The 16,524-nt window shown below is 62.0% G+C and carries 16 protein-coding genes; 6 read left to right on the top strand and 10 right to left on the bottom strand.

The annotated features are described in order from the left end of the window. The first annotated feature begins 161 nt into the window (after positions 1–161). From M5G11_RS21725 to M5G11_RS21745, 5 genes are all read left to right on the top strand, one after another. Positions 162–1,655: an RNA polymerase factor sigma-54 gene (locus M5G11_RS21725; protein ID WP_273909111.1), complete on the top strand. Its 1,494-nt coding sequence runs from the start codon at positions 162–164 to the stop codon at positions 1,653–1,655. A gap of 81 nt (positions 1,656–1,736) precedes the next feature. Then, on the top strand, positions 1,737–2,045 hold the full coding sequence (gene hpf / locus M5G11_RS21730) for a ribosome hibernation-promoting factor, HPF/YfiA family (RefSeq protein WP_273909110.1): 309 nt from the start codon (positions 1,737–1,739) through the stop codon (positions 2,043–2,045). Between the two features lie 12 nt (positions 2,046–2,057). After that, positions 2,058–2,522, top strand: a complete 465-nt coding sequence (ptsN, locus tag M5G11_RS21735; protein ID WP_273909109.1) for a PTS IIA-like nitrogen regulatory protein PtsN — start codon at positions 2,058–2,060, stop codon at positions 2,520–2,522. A 2-nt stretch (positions 2,523–2,524) separates the two neighbouring features. Next, positions 2,525–3,379: an RNase adapter RapZ gene (gene rapZ / locus M5G11_RS21740; protein WP_273909108.1), complete on the top strand. Its 855-nt coding sequence runs from the start codon at positions 2,525–2,527 to the stop codon at positions 3,377–3,379. A gap of 20 nt (positions 3,380–3,399) precedes the next feature. Further along, the gene (locus M5G11_RS21745; protein WP_273909107.1) at positions 3,400–3,672 is read left to right on the top strand and encodes an HPr family phosphocarrier protein; all 273 of its coding nucleotides are present in this window, start codon (positions 3,400–3,402) and stop codon (positions 3,670–3,672) included. Positions 3,673–3,680: 8 nt separating this feature from the next. Here the strand turns inward: M5G11_RS21745 and M5G11_RS21750 are convergent, their stop codons facing one another. The 7 genes from M5G11_RS21750 to pmbA all read right to left on the bottom strand — a co-directional run bounded on the left by M5G11_RS21750 (position 3,681) and on the right by pmbA (position 9,717). Further along, positions 3,681–4,373 (bottom strand): CatB-related O-acetyltransferase, encoded by a 693-nt coding sequence (locus M5G11_RS21750; protein ID WP_273909106.1) that lies wholly within the window; start codon positions 4,371–4,373, stop codon positions 3,681–3,683. Between the two features lie 87 nt (positions 4,374–4,460). Beyond that, on the bottom strand, positions 4,461–5,354 hold the full coding sequence (locus M5G11_RS21755) for a ZIP family metal transporter (RefSeq protein WP_273909105.1): 894 nt from the start codon (positions 5,352–5,354) through the stop codon (positions 4,461–4,463). An 11-nt stretch (positions 5,355–5,365) separates the two neighbouring features. Next, positions 5,366–5,977 (bottom strand): superoxide dismutase, encoded by a 612-nt coding sequence (locus tag M5G11_RS21760; RefSeq protein ID WP_273909104.1) that lies wholly within the window; start codon positions 5,975–5,977, stop codon positions 5,366–5,368. Between the two features lies 1 nt (position 5,978). Beyond that, positions 5,979–6,440, bottom strand: coding sequence for a tetratricopeptide repeat protein (locus M5G11_RS21765; RefSeq protein ID WP_273909103.1), 462 nt, complete (start codon positions 6,438–6,440; stop codon positions 5,979–5,981). A gap of 27 nt (positions 6,441–6,467) precedes the next feature. Then, positions 6,468–7,844, bottom strand: coding sequence for a class II fumarate hydratase (locus tag M5G11_RS21770; RefSeq protein ID WP_273909102.1), 1,377 nt, complete (start codon positions 7,842–7,844; stop codon positions 6,468–6,470). Continuing rightward, a complete protein-coding gene (locus M5G11_RS21775) occupies positions 7,837–8,238 on the bottom strand; it encodes a FagA protein (protein ID WP_273909140.1) in 402 nt (133 codons plus the stop codon). The genes M5G11_RS21770 and M5G11_RS21775 overlap by 8 nt, the downstream gene beginning before the upstream one ends. A gap of 132 nt (positions 8,239–8,370) precedes the next feature. Further along, positions 8,371–9,717, bottom strand: coding sequence for a metalloprotease PmbA (gene pmbA, locus M5G11_RS21780; RefSeq protein ID WP_273909101.1), 1,347 nt, complete (start codon positions 9,715–9,717; stop codon positions 8,371–8,373). A gap of 108 nt (positions 9,718–9,825) precedes the next feature. Here pmbA and yjgA point away from each other — a divergent pair, with 108 nt between their 5' ends. Continuing rightward, the gene (gene yjgA / locus M5G11_RS21785; RefSeq protein WP_273909100.1) at positions 9,826–10,347 is read left to right on the top strand and encodes a ribosome biogenesis factor YjgA; all 522 of its coding nucleotides are present in this window, start codon (positions 9,826–9,828) and stop codon (positions 10,345–10,347) included. Positions 10,348–10,389: 42 nt separating this feature from the next. Here yjgA and tldD read toward each other — a convergent pair whose 3' ends face one another. The 3 genes from tldD to M5G11_RS21800 are packed head-to-tail and all read right to left on the bottom strand — an operon-like array spanning position 10,390 to position 16,511. Then, complete coding sequence (gene tldD, locus M5G11_RS21790) at positions 10,390–11,829, bottom strand: metalloprotease TldD (protein WP_273909099.1); 1,440 nt, start codon at positions 11,827–11,829, stop codon at positions 10,390–10,392. A gap of 2 nt (positions 11,830–11,831) precedes the next feature. Next, positions 11,832–12,689: a carbon-nitrogen hydrolase family protein gene (locus tag M5G11_RS21795; protein ID WP_273909098.1), complete on the bottom strand. Its 858-nt coding sequence runs from the start codon at positions 12,687–12,689 to the stop codon at positions 11,832–11,834. 3 nt (positions 12,690–12,692) lie between these two features. Beyond that, on the bottom strand, positions 12,693–16,511 hold the full coding sequence (locus M5G11_RS21800) for a YhdP family protein (protein WP_273909097.1): 3,819 nt from the start codon (positions 16,509–16,511) through the stop codon (positions 12,693–12,695). Between the last annotated feature and the right edge of the window lie 13 nt (positions 16,512–16,524).

Genomic DNA, 16,524 nt, shown 5'->3' on the forward strand with positions numbered 1-16,524 from the left:
GCTGCCTGAGTGCTGGCAATCAGCCCAAATACCGGCTTAATTGTTACAGCGCTCTAGGCAAACGCTACAATTTCAGGCATATAATTTGCTTAAAGTTGGCGCCCTCGGCGTCGGTAGATGGCGCACCCGTGCGCCGGCGAATAAGGTGTTAAGCCCCTGCCATGAAACCATCGCTCGTCCTAAGAATGGGCCAGCAACTGACGATGACACCGCAGTTGCAACAGGCCATCCGACTGCTCCAGCTTTCCACGCTGGACCTGCAGCAGGAAATCCAGGAAGCCCTGGAATCAAACCCGATGCTCGAACGCCAGGAAGAAGGCGAAGACTTCGACAACAGCGACCCGATGGCCGACAACGCCGAAAGCAAACCCGCCACTGACGTTCCTGAGAGCAGCTTCCAGGAAGCCGCGCCGACCGTGGACAACCTTGAAGAAGGTGAGTGGAGCGAGCGCATCCCCAATGAATTGCCGGTGGACACCGCCTGGGAAGACATCTACCAGACCAGCGCCAGCAGCCTGCCCAGCAATGACGACGACGAGTGGGACTTCACCACCCGCACCTCGGTCGGCGAAAGCCTGCAGAGCCACCTGCTCTGGCAGTTGAACCTGGCACCGATGTCCGACACCGACCGGCTGATTGCCGTGACGCTGATCGACTGCATCAACAACCAGGGCTACCTCGACGAAACCCTGGAAGAAGTCTGCGAATCCTTCGACCCGGAGCTGGACATCGAACTCGACGAGATCGAGGCTGTCCTGCACCGTATCCAGCAATTCGAGCCGGCCGGAATCGGTGCGCGCAACCTTGGCGAATGCCTCTTGCTGCAACTGCGCCAACTGCCGTCGCAAACCCCCTGGTTGGCCGAGGCACAACGGCTGGTCGGCGACTATATCGACCTGCTGGGCAGCCGCGACTACAGCCAGTTGATGCGCCGCATGAAGCTCAAGGAAGACGAGCTGCGCCAGGTCATCGAGCTGATCCAGAGCCTCAATCCGCGCCCAGGCTCGCAAATCGAGTCCAGCGAAGCCGAATACGTCGTCCCCGACGTGATCGTGCGCAAAGACAGCGAACGCTGGCTGGTTGAACTGAACCAGGAAGCCGTACCGCGCCTGCGCGTCAACGCGCAATATGCCGGCTTCGTGCGCCGCGCCGATACCAGCGCCGACAACACCTTCATGCGCAACCAGTTGCAGGAAGCACGCTGGTTCATCAAGAGCCTGCAAAGCCGCAACGAAACCCTGATGAAGGTCGCCACGCAGATCGTCGAGCACCAACGGGGCTTCCTCGACCATGGTGACGAGGCAATGAAGCCGCTGGTCCTGCACGACATCGCCGAAGCGGTCGGCATGCACGAGTCGACCATCTCCCGGGTCACCACGCAGAAATACATGCACACACCGCGTGGCATCTACGAACTGAAATACTTTTTCTCCAGCCACGTCAGCACCTCCGAAGGCGGAGAATGCTCGTCCACGGCGATCCGCGCGATCATCAAAAAACTGGTTGCCGCGGAAAATCAGAAAAAGCCATTGAGTGACAGCAAGATCGCTGGTTTACTGGAGGCACAAGGCATCCAGGTAGCACGTCGCACCGTCGCCAAGTACCGCGAGTCCCTCGGCATTGCACCATCGAGCGAGCGCAAGCGATTGATGTAACGGCTCCTGAGGTGTGCCACCGCAGTTCAGTGGCAGGCGCAACACCTGCCTCTTATGCACCGGCAACAAAGGAGAAGCTGTATGCAAGTCAATATCAGTGGACAGCATGTAGAAGTCACCCAACCGCTGCGCGATTACATCGAGCAGAAGCTGAAACGACTGGAAGGTCATTTCGACAAGATTACCAATGTGACGGTGATCATGAAGGTCGAGAAGCTTCAGCAGAAAATCGAGGCTACGCTGCAGATTCCCGGTGGTGAAGTGGTTGCCAACGCCGAACATCAAGACATGTATGCAGCGATCGACGCGCTGACCGACAAGCTCGACCGCCAACTGAAAAAACACAAGGAAAAACAGCAAAGCCTGCTGCAAGGTGCAGCGGCCCGCTGATCCCCCTCATCCATGATCCGACTTGAAACCATCCTGACCCCCGGCCGTTCCCTCGTGAACGTGCCGGGTGGCAGTAAAAAGCGCGCGATTGAGCAAATCGCCAACCTGATCGCCAAAGAAGTGCCTGAGCTGGGAATGCAGGACGTCTTCGAAAGCCTGCTCGCCCGCGAAAAGCTGGGCTCCACAGGCTTCGGCAACGGCATTGCCATCCCGCACTGCCGACTCAAGGGCTGCAAAGATCCGATCAGTGCTTTGATCCACCTTGATGCCCCGATTGATTACGACGCCATCGATGGTGCACCGGTTGACCTGCTATTTGTATTGCTGGTCCCGGAAGCGGCCACCGATGCCCACTTGGAACTGCTGCGCCAGATCGCCAGCATGCTTGATCGCAAAGACGTACGTGACAGGCTGCGCGCAGCCGGCAGCAGCGATGAACTGTACCAGGTTGTTTTGGACGTACAGAACGAGGGCTGATTATGCGCTTGATCATCGTCAGTGGCAGGTCCGGTTCCGGCAAGAGCACTGCCCTCGATGTACTGGAGGACAACGGCTACTACTGCATCGACAACCTGCCGGCCGGCTTGCTCCCGCAGTTGGCCGAAAGCGCGTTGATCAATACCGAACTGGCGCAGCCCAAGGTGGCGGTGTCAATCGATGCACGCAACCTGCCCAGCCATCTGTCACGTTTCCCTGAACTGCTTGAAGAGGCCCGCTCCCGGCATATCCAATGCGATGTGCTGTACCTCGACGCCGATGAAGACGTCCTGCTCAAGCGCTTCTCGGAAACCCGTCGTCGCCACCCCCTGACCAACGAGCAGCGCTCGCTGGCCGAGGCGATTCGGGTCGAGAGCGAGCTGTTGGGCCCGATTGTCGACCTGGCAGACCTGAAGATCGACACCACCAACCTGAACCTCTATCAGTTGCGTGACTCGATCAAGCTGCGCCTGCTCAACCAGCCGGAGCCTGGGACTGCGTTCCTGGTCGAGTCCTTCGGCTTCAAGCGTGGCATGCCGGTGGACGCCGACCTGGTGTTTGACGTGCGCTGCCTGCCGAACCCGTACTGGAAGCCGGAACTTCGCGAGCATTCCGGGCTCGAACAACCCGTCATCGACTACCTGGCCGCACAACCCGACGTCGAAGAGATGTACCAGGACATATCGTCCTACCTGCTTAAATGGTTGCCGCGCTTTGCTGCCAGCAACCGCGCCTATGTCACCATTGCCATCGGATGCACCGGGGGCCACCACCGCTCCGTTTACCTGACCGAACGTCTGGGTCAGGCACTCCAGCAATCGTTGAAGAACGTTCAGGTTCGCCACCGCGACCTCTAGCCAACAGGATCACTGCCGCGATGCCCGCTCGTGAAATCACCATCATCAACAAGCTGGGGCTGCATGCCCGGGCGGCAGCCAAGTTCGTCGGCGTGGCAGGACGTTTTCCGTGCCAGGTGCGGGTAGGTCGCGCGCCAGACAAACTGGTCGACGGCAAGAGCATCATGGCCGTCATGATGCTGGCGGCTGGCAAAGGTACCCAGGTGCACCTGCACACCGAAGGTGAGGACGACAGCGCCGCCCTCGACGCCCTCGTCGCATTGATCAACAACTACTTCGACGAAGGCGAATAAGCCCGGCCCTATAGCGCTTTAGCACCCTTGCGGGAGATCTCGAGCCGGGCATAATCCGCTTGAGGTTTGTCCTTGAGCTGCTCCAATTGGTCGAGAAACGCTTGCGGGCAGTCCAGCGGCAACCCCTTCAGCCACTCGCAATCCAGCTCCCACCACTGGCTCGCCAGTAGCCGCTCGATCAGCTCCGGCGAATGACGGTAGCGAATCACTTTGGCCGGCACCCCCGCCACGATGGCATACGGTGGCACATCCCTAGTGACCAGGGCGCGGGTAGCGATAATCGCCCCTGTACCGACATTTACACCCTCCAGTACCATCGCCCCGCGTCCGATCCAAACGTCATGACCAATGGTCGCCGGCTTCAACTCCGGGTCGTAGCGGTGCGTGGTGTCAGTGAACTGGAATGGATGGGAGCTGACCCAGTCGGCTGGGTGCGTGGCCTTTTCCTGGCCGATGAACACGTCAACGCCAATGGAACAGTAGCGACCGATACTGGACACGACTTCCAGCACACCGCCGCTGCGGATATAGGTATGCGCGCCCACGCTGAGCGAATGCGAAACAATGCTCACGCGCCCCAACTCGGCACTGGCTTCAAGGACCAGACGCGACTTTTTGCTCAGCGATGGCAAACCACCCGCCAGCTTGCATCCACGTTTGCGAATCCAGCCTTTCCAATAAAGGTTCTTGAAGTACTTCACCCGTGGCCCCCTTAAGGGTCACGCCTGGTGCCAGGCGCGACCAAAAGGATGAAGTATATCGCGTTGTCAAAAAAACAGCGGCGCGCCTCAGGACAGCGCGGTGTCCATGACCATCATCAGGCAGAAGCCGATGCACAACCCCAGGCTTGCCAGGCGGTGATTACCATTGCTGCGTGATTCAGGGATGATTTCCTGGGTGACCACCAACAACATGGCGCCCGCGGCAAAGGCCAACCCAAGAGGCAGCATCAGTTCTGCAACCCGCACCAACCAAGCACACAACACGGCAGCCACCGGCTCGACCAGCCCTGACGCGGCGCCAATCAGGAACGCCTTGAAACGCCCCATCCCCGCCCCTGCCAACACCAACGCGATGACCAGGCCCTCTGGCACGTCCTGCAGGGCGATGCCCATGGCAAGGCTGTCGGCGTCCGGCATGCCGCCACCGGCAGACACCCCGATGGCCATGCCTTCGGGAATGTTGTGGGCAATGATCGCGATCACGAAGACCCAGATCCGCGCAGGGATGATCGGCTGGCCGGGCTTGGCCACCAGTGCGTCCGGGGACGCAGCGGAAACCTTGCGGTCTACCAGATAGAGGCAAAACGCACCGAACAACAGCCCGAAGCTGATCAGCGCACCCGCGCCCCACTTGCCGAAGCCGACCGTCTGGGCGGCATCCAACCCGGGAATGATCAACGAGAACGCGGTTGCGGCCAGCATCACGCCCGCACCGAAACCCAACAGGGTGTCGGCCAGCGCCACCGGCATGCTTCGGATCACCAGCACCGGCACGGCACCCAGCGCGGTACCGAGGGCGCACAATGCACCGCCCTCCAGTGCCCGCAGCATTCTCGGCTCAAGGTCCAGCCAGGCAAAGCCCTGGGCAACCAGCAATGCGGTGCCGATCAACAGCAACAAGGTACCCAGCGCCAACCTAAACAGGCGCACACTTCCAATAGCCAGGACGTCCGAGCGCATGCCGGTATGACTCACACGAGGGCGGCGAGGTAGCGCCGTTCTACTTCGGCCCAATCGACCACGTTGTAGAAGGCATTGATGTATTCCGGACGACGGTTCTGGTACTTCAGGTAGTAGGCATGCTCCCAGACGTCCAGGCCGAGGATCGGCGTATTGCCGTTCATCAGCGGGCTGTCCTGGTTACCGCTGCTCTCGACCACCAGGGTCTTCTGCGGGGTAACGCTGAGCCAGGCCCAGCCGCTGCCGAAGCGGGTCAACGCCGCTTTGGTGAAAGCATCCTTGAAGGCGTCGAAACCGCCTACTTGCTCATCGATGGCTTTGGCCACCGCGCCCTGCGGCAGGCCACCACCCTTGGGCGACATCACCAGCCAGAACAGCGAATGGTTGGCATGACCACCACCCTGGTTGATCACCGCTGCCTGAAGGTTCTGCGGCAGGTTCTTCACGCTGGCGACCAAACGCTCGATCGGCCACTCGGCGTAATCGGTGCCGTCTACCGCCGCGTTCAGGTTGTTGATGTAGGTCTGGTGATGCTTGGTGTGGTGGATCTCCATGGTCTGGGAGTCGATGTGCGGCTCCAGCGCATCGTAGGCGTACGGCAATGCAGGCAAGGTATAAGGCATATCAATGGATTCCATATTGAATGACAGGGCTTGTCGCTGTTTCCTGACCAGTCAGCAGTGCTGGCTGCGACCCCTGGCGATAGAGCAAGCGCTCGGTTCGCGGGTATTGCCCGTACTCGCTGATGAAGCTCAGCAGTTCGGTGTAGGTTTTCGCACTCTGGCGTAACGCGGCCTCGCGCAGGGCCGGCGACAGGCGCGGCTCCTGGCTGGCCTGCAACAGGCGCTGGTGGATCGAGCAGAGGTACTCCGCGCTTTCCTGCGGCTGCTGCAGGCGCAGGTGCAGATCGGCCAGGTTGTGATGGGAAATCACACAGGCGGCGACCGCCTCGTCGGCGTCCTGCCAGCGTTCGAAGAGCACTTGGGCCAGGGCCAGCGCCTGCAAGTAATGCTCGCGGGCATCGACCCAATCACCTTGTTGAAACAGGCTGTTGGCAATTTCAGTGGTGCGTTTCCAATGCTGCATGGCAAACCTCCAAAGCGGTCAGCGGTATCAGATACCGCCAGCCGTGAGCTTTTCAGGGTCGAGCAGGACTTCCAGCTGGCTGCGTGGCAGGTCAGTGTGTTCCAACGCCACGTCAATGATCGGCCGGCCCTGCTTGTAGGCGGTCTTGGCGATCTCGGCGGCCTTCTGGTAACCGATGATCGGGTTCAAGGCAGTGACCAGGATCGGGTTGCGCGCCAAGGCTTCCTTGAGCTTGGCTTCATTGACCTTGAAGCTGGCGATGGCCTTGTCGCCCAGCAGGCGACTGACGTTGGCCATCAACTCGATGCTCGACAGCAGGTTCTGCGCAATGATCGGCAGCATCACGTTCAGCTCGAAGTTGCCCGACTGACCCGCCACGGCGATGGTGGCGTCGTTGCCGATGACTTGCGCGGCCACCATGGCGGTCGCTTCCGGAATCACCGGGTTGACCTTGCCTGGCATGATCGAGGAGCCCGGCTGCAAAGCTTCCAGCTCGATCTCGCCCAGGCCTGCCAGCGGGCCGGAGTTCATCCAGCGCAGGTCATTGGCGATCTTCATCAGGGCCACCGCGGTGGCCTTGAGCTGACCGGACAACGCGACAGCGGTGTCTTGCGAACCAATCAGCGCAAACAGGTTTTCACCCGGCACGAACTGCACCTGGGTCAGGCCGCTCAGCTGTTTGCTGAAACGCGCAGCGAACTCGGGGTGGGCGTTGATCCCGGTCCCCACTGCGGTGCCGCCCTGGGCCAGGGCTTGCAGGCTCGGCAGGCTGTCTTGCAGGTGGCCGATGCTGGCCTTGACCTGTGCCGCCCAACCGCCGAGCACCTGGCTCATGCGCACCGGCATGGCATCCATCAGGTGGGTACGGCCGGTCTTGATGAACGGATGGACCTCTTCAGCCTTGCGCTCGATCACCTGAACCAGGTGGTTGAGCGCAGGCAGCAACTGCTCGTGAAGCGCGAGCGCAGCACTGACATGGATGGTGGTCGGGATGATGTCGTTGCTGCTCTGGCCGCAGTTGACGTGGTCGTTCGGGTTGACCGTGTCGTTGGCCACACGGCTGGCGAGGGTGGCGATCACCTCGTTGGCGTTCATGTTCGAGCTGGTGCCGGAACCGGTCTGGTACACATCTACCGGGAAGTGCTGCATGAAGTCGCCGGCCAACAGTTGCTCGACTGCGGCCACGATGGCATTGCCCTGGGCCTGGGTGATCTGCTCCAGTTCGACGTTGGCCTTGGCCGCTGCGGCCTTGGCCAACAGCAGGGCACGGATGAACTGGGTCGGCATGCGCTGCTGGCTGATCGGGAAGTTGTTCACCGCGCGCTGGGTCTGGGCGCCATACAGTGCCTCGGCCGGCACCTGCAGTTCACCCATGCTGTCACGCTCGATACGGGTATTACTCATCATCAAGTCCTTGCATCAGTTCAGCGAAAGAAATCGAAGGCAGTAGCGTGCAGTTCGCCAGTTGCAGGGCGAAAGGCTGCCAACGCTCACCGTGCTCGCCGCCATCGAGCTTGCGCAGTTGCAGCAGCGGCTTCCAGGCCTGGTCCAGGCACAGGCAGCGCCAATGCCACGGCAGCATGCGGTCGCAGGCAGTGTCGAGGAGCAGGCGGAATGAGGTCAGGGCGACGGTCCACGCCGAGGTCTCGGTGCAACAGACCAGGTAGCGACCTTCGGCCAGGTAGTGTTCGATCAGACGTGGCTCGTCCGGCTCCAGCGCACAGCGGATCCGCCGGCTCAGCCAACGCCAGTTTTCGAGGTAAGGCAATTCGTGGAGAACTGGTTTCATGAACATCATCACCCGGATAATGATATTCATTATTAATTGATAATCAGAATCAGTTCAAGGATGTAGCACAACAAAAACAAAAAAGCCCGACACTAGGCCGGGCTTAATTGAACATCGACAATTCGACGTGACAGGTGTTGATCAGCTCCCTGCTACCGTCATTCGCTCGATCAGCACCGAACCGGTGTGGATATTGCTACGAGTTTCAAGATCATTACCGATGGCAACAATTTGCTGGAACATGTCTTTCATATTGCCGGCAATCGTGACTTCCTGGACCGGGAACTGGATCTCGCCGTTCTCGACCCAGAAGCCCGCCGCGCCGCGCGAATAATCGCCGGTAACCATGTTCAGGCCATGCCCCATCAGCTCGGTAACCAGCAGCCCGCGCCCCATGCGGCGGATCAAGGCCGCCTGATCCTCTACACCATGGGTCACATACAGGTTGTGCACGCCGCCGGCGTTTGCGGTGCTTGGCAGGCCGAGCTTGCGACCGGAATAGGTGCCCAGCACATAGGACACCAGCTCGCCCTTTTCGACGAACGGTTTGGCGTAAGTCGCCAGCCCGTCACCATCGAACGAAGAACTACCCAGAGCACGCATCAGGTGCGGGCGCTCATCCAGGGTCAACCAGCTGGGGAACAACTGCTGGCCCATCGTGCCTTCCAGGAACGACGACTTGCGGTACAGATTGCCGCCGGAAATCGCCGAGAGGAAGCTGCCGAAGAGGCCGCCGGCCAGCTCCGCAGAAAACAGCACCGGCACTTCGCAAGTCGGTACCGGACGCGCACCCAGGCGGCTGGCCGCGCGCTGCGCCGCACGCTGACCAATGCTGCGTGGGTCGGCGAGCAAATCGCCCTGGCGATGGACGTCATACCAGTAGTCACGCTGCATTTGCCCGTCGCCCTCGGCGATCATCACACAGCTCAGGCTGTGCCGAGTGGAGGCATAACCACCGATGAACCCGTGACTGTTGCCATACACGCGGCAACCTTGGTGCGTATTCAACGTGGTGCCATCAGCGTTCTTGATGCGGGCATCAGCGTCGAACGCGGCCGCTTCACAGATCAGCGCCTTTTCGATGGCCTGCTCGGGGGTGATGTCCCAGGCATGGTAAAGATCAAAGTCTTGCAGGTCGCGCGCCATCAAGGCCGGGTCAGCCAAGCCGGAGCAATCGTCCTCGGAAGTGTGCTTGGCAATCGCCAGCGCAGCGGCCACGGTTTCGCGGATCGCTTCGGCGCCGCTGGCCGAAGTGCTCGCCGATCCTTTGCGCTGGCCTACATACAGGGTGATGCCAAAACCCTGGTCACGGTTGAACTCGACGGTTTCCACCTCGCGCTGGCGCACCGAGGTCGACAACCCCTGCTCCAGCGACACGGCCACTTCGCAGGCACTGGCGCCCTGGCGCTTGGCTTCGGCGATGATCTGCTCAACCTGTTCCTGCAAGGCCGGTAGTGCTTGCGGGCCTACGCTCTGGACTGCACTCATGGTTTTCTCCACTCAAATTCTGCGTTCGGCGAAGGTCATTCTACGACCGGGCCGGACAAGCGGCCCCCGACTGGTTATCATGGCGGCGATTCTCAGCGGACTGCCCCCATGGTTGATTCTTACGACACCGCCTTCGACGGCGAAAAAAGCAAAACCCAAATCAAGCGCGAACTTCAGGCGCTGGTCGAGATGGGCGAGCGCCTTACTACGCTCAAGCCCGATACCCTGGCCAAACTGCCGTTGACCGACGAAATGCGCGCGGCCCTGGTAGAGCACAAGAAGCACACCGCAAACGAGGCGAAACGGCGTCATCGTTCGTTCATCGGCCGGCTGATGCGCGATCAGGACATCGACGCGATCAATGCGCTGCTTGAACAACTCGATGCCTCCTCCCGCCAGTACAACGAGCGTTTCCACAACCTCGAACGCTGGCGCGACCGGCTGATCGACGGCACCGACGAGGTCCTGGAGAAATTCGTCCAGGAATTCCCGGACGCCGATCGCCAGCAACTGCGCTCGCTAATCCGCCAGGCCCAGCATGAGCTGAAGACCAACAAGGCGCCTTCCGCCGGCCGCAAGATCTTCAAGTACATTCGCGAACTGGACGAGATTCAACGCGGCCTGCGTTGAACCCCGCAACCGGGCAGGCACCCTGCCTGTCCGGTTTCAGTGTCATGCGCCCGTGCCACCCACGGTGATCGCATCGATTTTCAGGGTCGGCTGACCCACACCCACCGGCAGCGATTGCCCATCCTTGCCACAGGTACCGACGCCACTGTCCAGTGACAGGTCGTTGCCGACCATCGACACCTTGCTCATCGCCTCCGGACCGTTACCGATCAACGTCGCACCCTTGACCGGCGCAGTGATCTTGCCGTCCTCGATCAGGTACGCCTCGCTGGTGGAGAAGACGAACTTGCCGCTGGTGATATCCACCTGGCCACCGCCAAGGTTGGCGCAGTAGATACCGCGCTTCACCGACTTGATGATTTCTTCCGGGTCGCTCTCGCCAGCACGCATGTAGGTGTTGGTCATGCGTGGCATCGGCAGGTGCGCGTAGGATTCACGGCGACCGTTGCCGGTGACGGCCATGCCCATCAGGCGGGCATTGAGCTTGTCTTGCATGTAGCCCGTGAGCACGCCTTTCTCGATCAGCGTGGTGCATTCGGTTGGCGTGCCTTCGTCATCCACGCTCAACGAACCACGACGCCCTTCGAGGGTGCCGTCGTCGACAATCGTGCAGAGTTTGGAGGCAACCATTTCACCCATGCGGCCGCTGTAGGCCGAGCTGCCCTTGCGGTTGAAGTCACCCTCAAGGCCGTGGCCAACCGCTTCGTGCAGCAGCACACCCGACCAGCCTGAACCCAACACCACCGGCAAGGTGCCGGCAGGCGCCGGAATCGCCTCAAGGTTGACCAGTGCCTGGCGCAGCGCCTCTCGGGCATAGCCCATCACGCGCTCATCGGTGAAGTAGCGATAGTCGGTACGACCACCACCACCCTGACCACCGCGCTCACGACGACCGTTCTGTTCAACGATCACGCTGACGCTGAAGCGCACCAGTGGGCGGATGTCTGCGGCCAGGCTGCCATCGGCAGCGGCGATCAGAATGCGCTCCCAGACCCCGGCCATGCTCACGCTGACCTGCTGGATACGCGAGTCGAGGGCACGGGTGGCAACATCGACACGCTTGAGCAGTTCGACTTTCTCGGCGCGGCTCATGACTTCCAGGGGATTGCCCGGCCCGTACAGCGCTGTCACATCCTGGCTGCGGAAAGCTTGCACGCTGCCGTTCTGGCCTGCCCGGGAAATCGAGCGGGCGGCGCGCGCCGCCGAGGTCAAGGCTTCAAGGTTGATCGCATTGCTGTAGGCGAAGCCGGTTTTCTCGCCGGACTGGGCTCGCACGCCCACGCCCTGGTCGAGGTTGAAACTGCCTTCCTTGACGATGCCGTCTTCCAGCACCCAGGATTCCGAAATCTGCCCCTGGAAGTACAGGTCGGCGGCGTCGATACCGGGACCAGCCAGCTCGCCCAGCACTGATTGCAGGCTGTCGAGGGTCAGGCCGCCGGGTGCCAGGAGGTGCTCACTGACCGTGGATAACATCTCGCTCATAGTCACTCCGAGGTGTGCGCAGGCCGCAAGGCGTCCTGCGAGAAAAAGCGCCGGTGCGAGGCCACCGGCATCCGCGCCCGAATGGACGCCTGTTCGTTGCTGTCGCGGGGCGCCAGCAACACCGCTTCACCGCTGGCCTGTTCGGCGAGGATTCGCCCCCAGGGGTCAACGATGGCGGCATGACCAAACGTTTCCCGTGGCCCCGGGTGCGTACCGCCCTGGGCGGCCGCGAGTACATAACATTGCGTTTCAATGGCCCTGGCGCGTATCAGCACCTCCCAATGCGCCGCGCCGGTCACCGCCGTGAACGCCGCCGGGGCGGTGATCAGTTCAGCGCCTGCTGCGCGCAACGCGCTGTACAGCTCAGGGAAGCGCAGGTCGTAACACACGCTCAAGCCCAACCGACCCACCGGCGTATCAGCCACCACCACCTGCCCGCCGTGGGCATAGTCGTCGGACTCGCGGTAACGCCCACGATTGTCGGCCACATCCACATCGAACAGGTGCAATTTGTCGTAGCGGGCGACCTGCTCGCCCTGCTCGTCGATCAACAGGGAGCAGGCATGGGCTTTGGCCTCGGGCTGACCGACAGGCGGCAACGGCAAGGTGCCCGCTACGATCCATAACTTGAGGTCGCGGGCGGTCTGTTTCAACCAGGGCAGAATCGGGCCTTCGCCCAGCGCCTCGGCCCGACCGATCGCCGCGCTGTCGCGTCGGCCCATGGCGGCAAAGTTTTCCGGCAGCACGGCCAACCGTGCGCCGCCCTGGGCAGCCTGCTCGAGCAACGCGCGAGCCCGCTGCAGATTGGCCAGCACGTCGTCCTGGCTGACCATCTGGATTACCGCTGAGAGCTTGTCCATGTCCTAGCGCGATTTCTCGAAAGGTTTGATAAGGCTAATCTTAGGCTCTTTCCACGGACCTTCGACCCGATAATGCACGGCGGCGTAACGGGCAATGCGGTCACCGAGCAGGCGATCGACCAGGAACAGCGCCCCGCCGACAGCTGGCGCGCCGACAATCAGCGCCGCCAGCGGCAGATTGTTGGTGACCGGCAGGGTTACCTGCAGGTTGGCATCGACCCGGTCATGCAGCATGTCCAGCGTGCCATCAAGCTCAAGATTGCTCGACGGCCCGGTGAGGCTGATTGGCTCGCGGGTCACGTAGACGCCCTCGCTGGCGACCAGCAGGCCCTTGACCCGGTCATAGCTCAAGCCCTTGTCGAGCAGGTCGGAGAAGTCCAGGCGCAGGCGCCGGCCAATCGAATTGAAGTTGAGCAAGCCGAACACCCGCAGTGCCTGGGCGCCGCCTTCCACTTCAACGAACTGCCCCGAACGCAGCGAGGCATCCAGGCTGCCGGAGAACCGCTTCAAGCCCACCCAGGCCGGCGAGCCGGGCCAGCGCCCATCGACATCAAGGTGAAAATCGCGGCTGGTGACCGTCGGGGCAAAGCCCCACGACTTCAGCACATCGGCCAGGTTCTTGCCCTCGACGCGCCCCTTGTACCAGCTGCTGGTCGCACCCGGCGCCCCTTCCCAGCCGGCATCGCCATCAATCAGCAGGCCGCCCTTGAGGTTCAGGTCCATGTCGTTGAGGGCAATGCCCTTGGCATTCGGGCGAACCTTCAGGGCAAAGCTGCCGAGCAGGTCATCACCACGGAACAGCTTGTCGATATTCAGGTTGATCGCCGGGATCTTGCGCGGGTCGACGCTGGCCAGCGGGTCCGGGCCATCCGGGGAGTCGGCTTCGGCCGGGTCGGCCGGCGGCAGATGAATGGTCGGCAGGTTGATGACGATTGGCGCGCCCTTGGCGTCAGGCACACGTGCATTGCCGATAACTTCCTTGCTGTCCAGGCGCAACGCCCAGTTGTCGCTATTGCGGTCCAGGCGCACGACGGCCTGGTTCAGGGTCATGCCATAGCCGCGCAACTGCCCCACGGTGACATCGACCCCGCGTAACGACTGACGGGCACTGCCGCCCGGATCGCTGCCGCCAAGGCGTTCCAACTGCTTCTGCCAGGGCTCCAGCTCCAGGTCACTCAGCGCACCCCTGACCCGTAGCCCCTGGCCGGCCGGCAACTGCACCGTGCCGCTACCGAACAGCAGGTCACCGCGCCCTTGGGCCATCTTGCCCACCGGTGCGGCATAGGCGAAGCTGGCCAACGCGTCATAGCGGAAATCGAAGCGCCGTTCAGGCCCCTGCAAGTTCATGCGGAACTGGCTGTCGCGGGTCGCTTCGGCGACCTTGCCGAACGGTGGCGGCAAGTCGATGGTCAAGCCCTTGAGGTTCGAATCGACCGTGAGCGAGTTGTCCTTGCTACCCAGGTTCACCTGCAACTGGTAGGGAGTTTCCCCTGAAACTGGTAGCGGCTGGGTGAATTGCAGCCAGTCAGTCAGCTTCTTCTGCGCGATCTGGCCCTTGGCAGTAATGCGGGTCTGCAATTGGCCTGGTGCGCCCTCGGCCGCGATCTGCGCGGTGATCGGCTTGTCGAAGGCTTGCGCGCTGATGTTCTGCCCACTCAGGCCCTTGTCGTAGTCGAAGCGGAAGTCACCCCTGAGCTGGGTCAGTTCCAGTGCGGGCTCGCTGATCTTCAAACGTGCGCGCTCGGTGGAAAAGTCGACCACGACCTTCGGCTGCTGGCCGGCCACCAGTGGGATATCCAGTTTCAGCTTGCCATTGAGCGGCCCTTCGCCCTCCCAGCCTGCGAAGGTGGCAGCCGTGCCAATCGGCGCCTCCTGGAGAATCTTGATGCCATCGCCCAGGGCGCCGTCGAACTCGCCATCCAGGTACAGGTGGCTGTGCTGGTCTGCCGCGACATGGGGGATATCGACATTGACCTGGCTGACCTGGGTATTGAGCAATTGCCCGGAACGCGCCTTGATCCGCACCCCCGCATCGTCGATGAAAACGTCGCCATCGACCTTGCTGACCTGCGGCCAGCCCGGCTGGAAGTCCAGCGTCGCGTCATGCACCTTGAAGAACAGGCTGATGCTGCGCGCATGGTTCGGGGCGTCATGGTTGAGTGAGCCCTGATACTGGAAATACCCCTGGTCCACCGCGCCCTTGAGGATCGCAGTGCGCAGCCAGTGGTCCACAGCCGGGCTGAGCACTTCAGGCAGGTACTTGCTGGTATAGCGCCCATCCCCGTCGACCAGGCCGACACGCAGGTCCATGTAGTCTTCACGGGCGTCGTCGAACAGCAGGCGAATCAGGAAGTCACCGGCCACCTTGCCCTCCTCGCCCAATACCTTCAGGTACGGGGCAATCAAGGTGAAGCCTTCGCTGTCCAGGTGCCAGGTCAGCCGTGCATTGGCCTTGAGGTAGTGCCAGGGGTTCTCGAAGATAGGCACCAGGTGCAGCATGAAGTCTTCGGTATCCAGGCGCAGCTCGCCCTGCCCCAGGTCACCGCTGATCCGCCCGCTGACATTCCCGGCCGCCGGGGCGCCGTGGTAGGCATTGAAGCCGACCCGCTCCAGGTTCGCATCGAAGGCCAGGCGGCGGTCACCTTCAGCCTTGGGCCGTACATCAAGCTTCACATTGCGCAGTGCGCCCGTCACCTTCAGGCCATCGACAACCGCCATGAGGGTGTCCGGCAGGGGCGCCAATGCGTCGATCAACGGGGTCAGCGGGGTCAGGTCAAGCCGGTCGGCCTGTAGGGCCCAGAGTTCGTCCGTGGAGTCGGTCGCAGCGCTCTGGCGCAATTGCAGATGGGACTGCCAACGCGTCTCGCCCAGGCTCATGGCCAGGGAGTCGACGGTCACATCGAAGCCTTGTTGATTGCGCCGGAACCAACTGGTCAGCGCCAGGTTGTGGACCGTGACCGCCTTGCGCTCGGCATAGGCCCCTTTCAACTGCGGGGCATTCAGGCGCACGGTTGCGCTTTGCAGTTGCTGCTTGCTCCAGTTCAGCCAGAACTCGCCACCGGCGCGCAGCTCTGCGGCCTTCCATTGCCCCAGCAGCTTCGGCGGCAGCCACTTGGACCAGTCGCTTTGCGGCAAGCTCAAATAGGCCTCGACCTCACCGTCACGCCACTGCGCCGCGCGTATCCGGCTGCGCACGCTCAGGCTCATGGGCTGGCCGTCGGGCAGGGTCATGCGCGCGTCCAGGCGCTGACGCACGCTGCCGGTTTGCAGGCCGAGTGCAACATAGGTCAGGGTCATCGGCTCGTGCTCGAAGGGCTCCAGGGTGACCTGGCTGTCGAGTACCGATACCTTGGCGACCACCTGCATCTGGTTGAGCAGTTGTTCGACGTCCAGTGGCTGGTCGTCCTTGAGCGGCAGGCCCTTGAGTGACCAGCGCCCGCTTTCGTCCTCGTGCAGGTTCAACTGCAAACCTGCCAGTTCCACCTGGGCCAGGCGTACCTGACGTTCGACCAGGCTGGACCACAGGTCCGGCACCACCTTGACGGTGTCCAGGCGCAGCGCGCTGCGACCCTCGCCCACTTGTACGTCATGCACCAGCAACACCGGCGCCAGGCCACTCCAGTGGCCCTCCAGGCTACCGATATGCACCGGCATGCCGAGCGCAGCTTCGGCTTTTTCTTCAACCTCGACGCGATACTCGGCAACCAGCGGCACCAATTCGCGGCCCAGGCTCACATACAGCGCCAACAACACCACCAACAGCGCGCAGGCCCCCAGCCCCCAGCGGGTCAGGTTGCCCAGAACGCGGATCAGACGCTCCATGGCAAAGCCCCCC

The sequence above is a fragment of the Pseudomonas fontis genome (genome assembly GCF_028656955.1).
Lineage (GTDB): Bacteria > Pseudomonadota > Gammaproteobacteria > Pseudomonadales > Pseudomonadaceae > Aquipseudomonas > Aquipseudomonas fontis.

What these genes read in the sequence shown, in the direction of transcription:
- M5G11_RS21800 (WP_273909097.1), bottom strand. Translation starts at nt 16,511, where the DNA reads ATGGAGCGTCTGATCCGCGTTCTGGGCAACCTGACCCGCTGGGGGCTG.
- yjgA (WP_273909100.1), top strand. Translation starts at nt 9,826, where the DNA reads ATGGTTGATTCTTACGACACCGCCTTCGACGGCGAAAAAAGCAAAACC.
- M5G11_RS21755 (WP_273909105.1), bottom strand. Translation starts at nt 5,354, where the DNA reads ATGCGCTCGGACGTCCTGGCTATTGGAAGTGTGCGCCTGTTTAGGTTG.
- M5G11_RS21795 (WP_273909098.1), bottom strand. Translation starts at nt 12,689, where the DNA reads ATGGACAAGCTCTCAGCGGTAATCCAGATGGTCAGCCAGGACGACGTG.
- M5G11_RS21745 (WP_273909107.1), top strand. Translation starts at nt 3,400, where the DNA reads ATGCCCGCTCGTGAAATCACCATCATCAACAAGCTGGGGCTGCATGCC.
- tldD (WP_273909099.1), bottom strand. Translation starts at nt 11,829, where the DNA reads ATGAGCGAGATGTTATCCACGGTCAGTGAGCACCTCCTGGCACCCGGC.
- M5G11_RS21770 (WP_273909102.1), bottom strand. Translation starts at nt 7,844, where the DNA reads ATGAGTAATACCCGTATCGAGCGTGACAGCATGGGTGAACTGCAGGTG.
- M5G11_RS21775 (WP_273909140.1), bottom strand. Translation starts at nt 8,238, where the DNA reads ATGATGTTCATGAAACCAGTTCTCCACGAATTGCCTTACCTCGAAAAC.
- M5G11_RS21725 (WP_273909111.1), top strand. Translation starts at nt 162, where the DNA reads ATGAAACCATCGCTCGTCCTAAGAATGGGCCAGCAACTGACGATGACA.
- pmbA (WP_273909101.1), bottom strand. Translation starts at nt 9,717, where the DNA reads ATGAGTGCAGTCCAGAGCGTAGGCCCGCAAGCACTACCGGCCTTGCAG.
- M5G11_RS21765 (WP_273909103.1), bottom strand. Translation starts at nt 6,440, where the DNA reads ATGCAGCATTGGAAACGCACCACTGAAATTGCCAACAGCCTGTTTCAA.
- hpf (WP_273909110.1), top strand. Translation starts at nt 1,737, where the DNA reads ATGCAAGTCAATATCAGTGGACAGCATGTAGAAGTCACCCAACCGCTG.
- ptsN (WP_273909109.1), top strand. Translation starts at nt 2,058, where the DNA reads ATGATCCGACTTGAAACCATCCTGACCCCCGGCCGTTCCCTCGTGAAC.
- rapZ (WP_273909108.1), top strand. Translation starts at nt 2,525, where the DNA reads ATGCGCTTGATCATCGTCAGTGGCAGGTCCGGTTCCGGCAAGAGCACT.
- M5G11_RS21760 (WP_273909104.1), bottom strand. Translation starts at nt 5,977, where the DNA reads ATGCCTTATACCTTGCCTGCATTGCCGTACGCCTACGATGCGCTGGAG.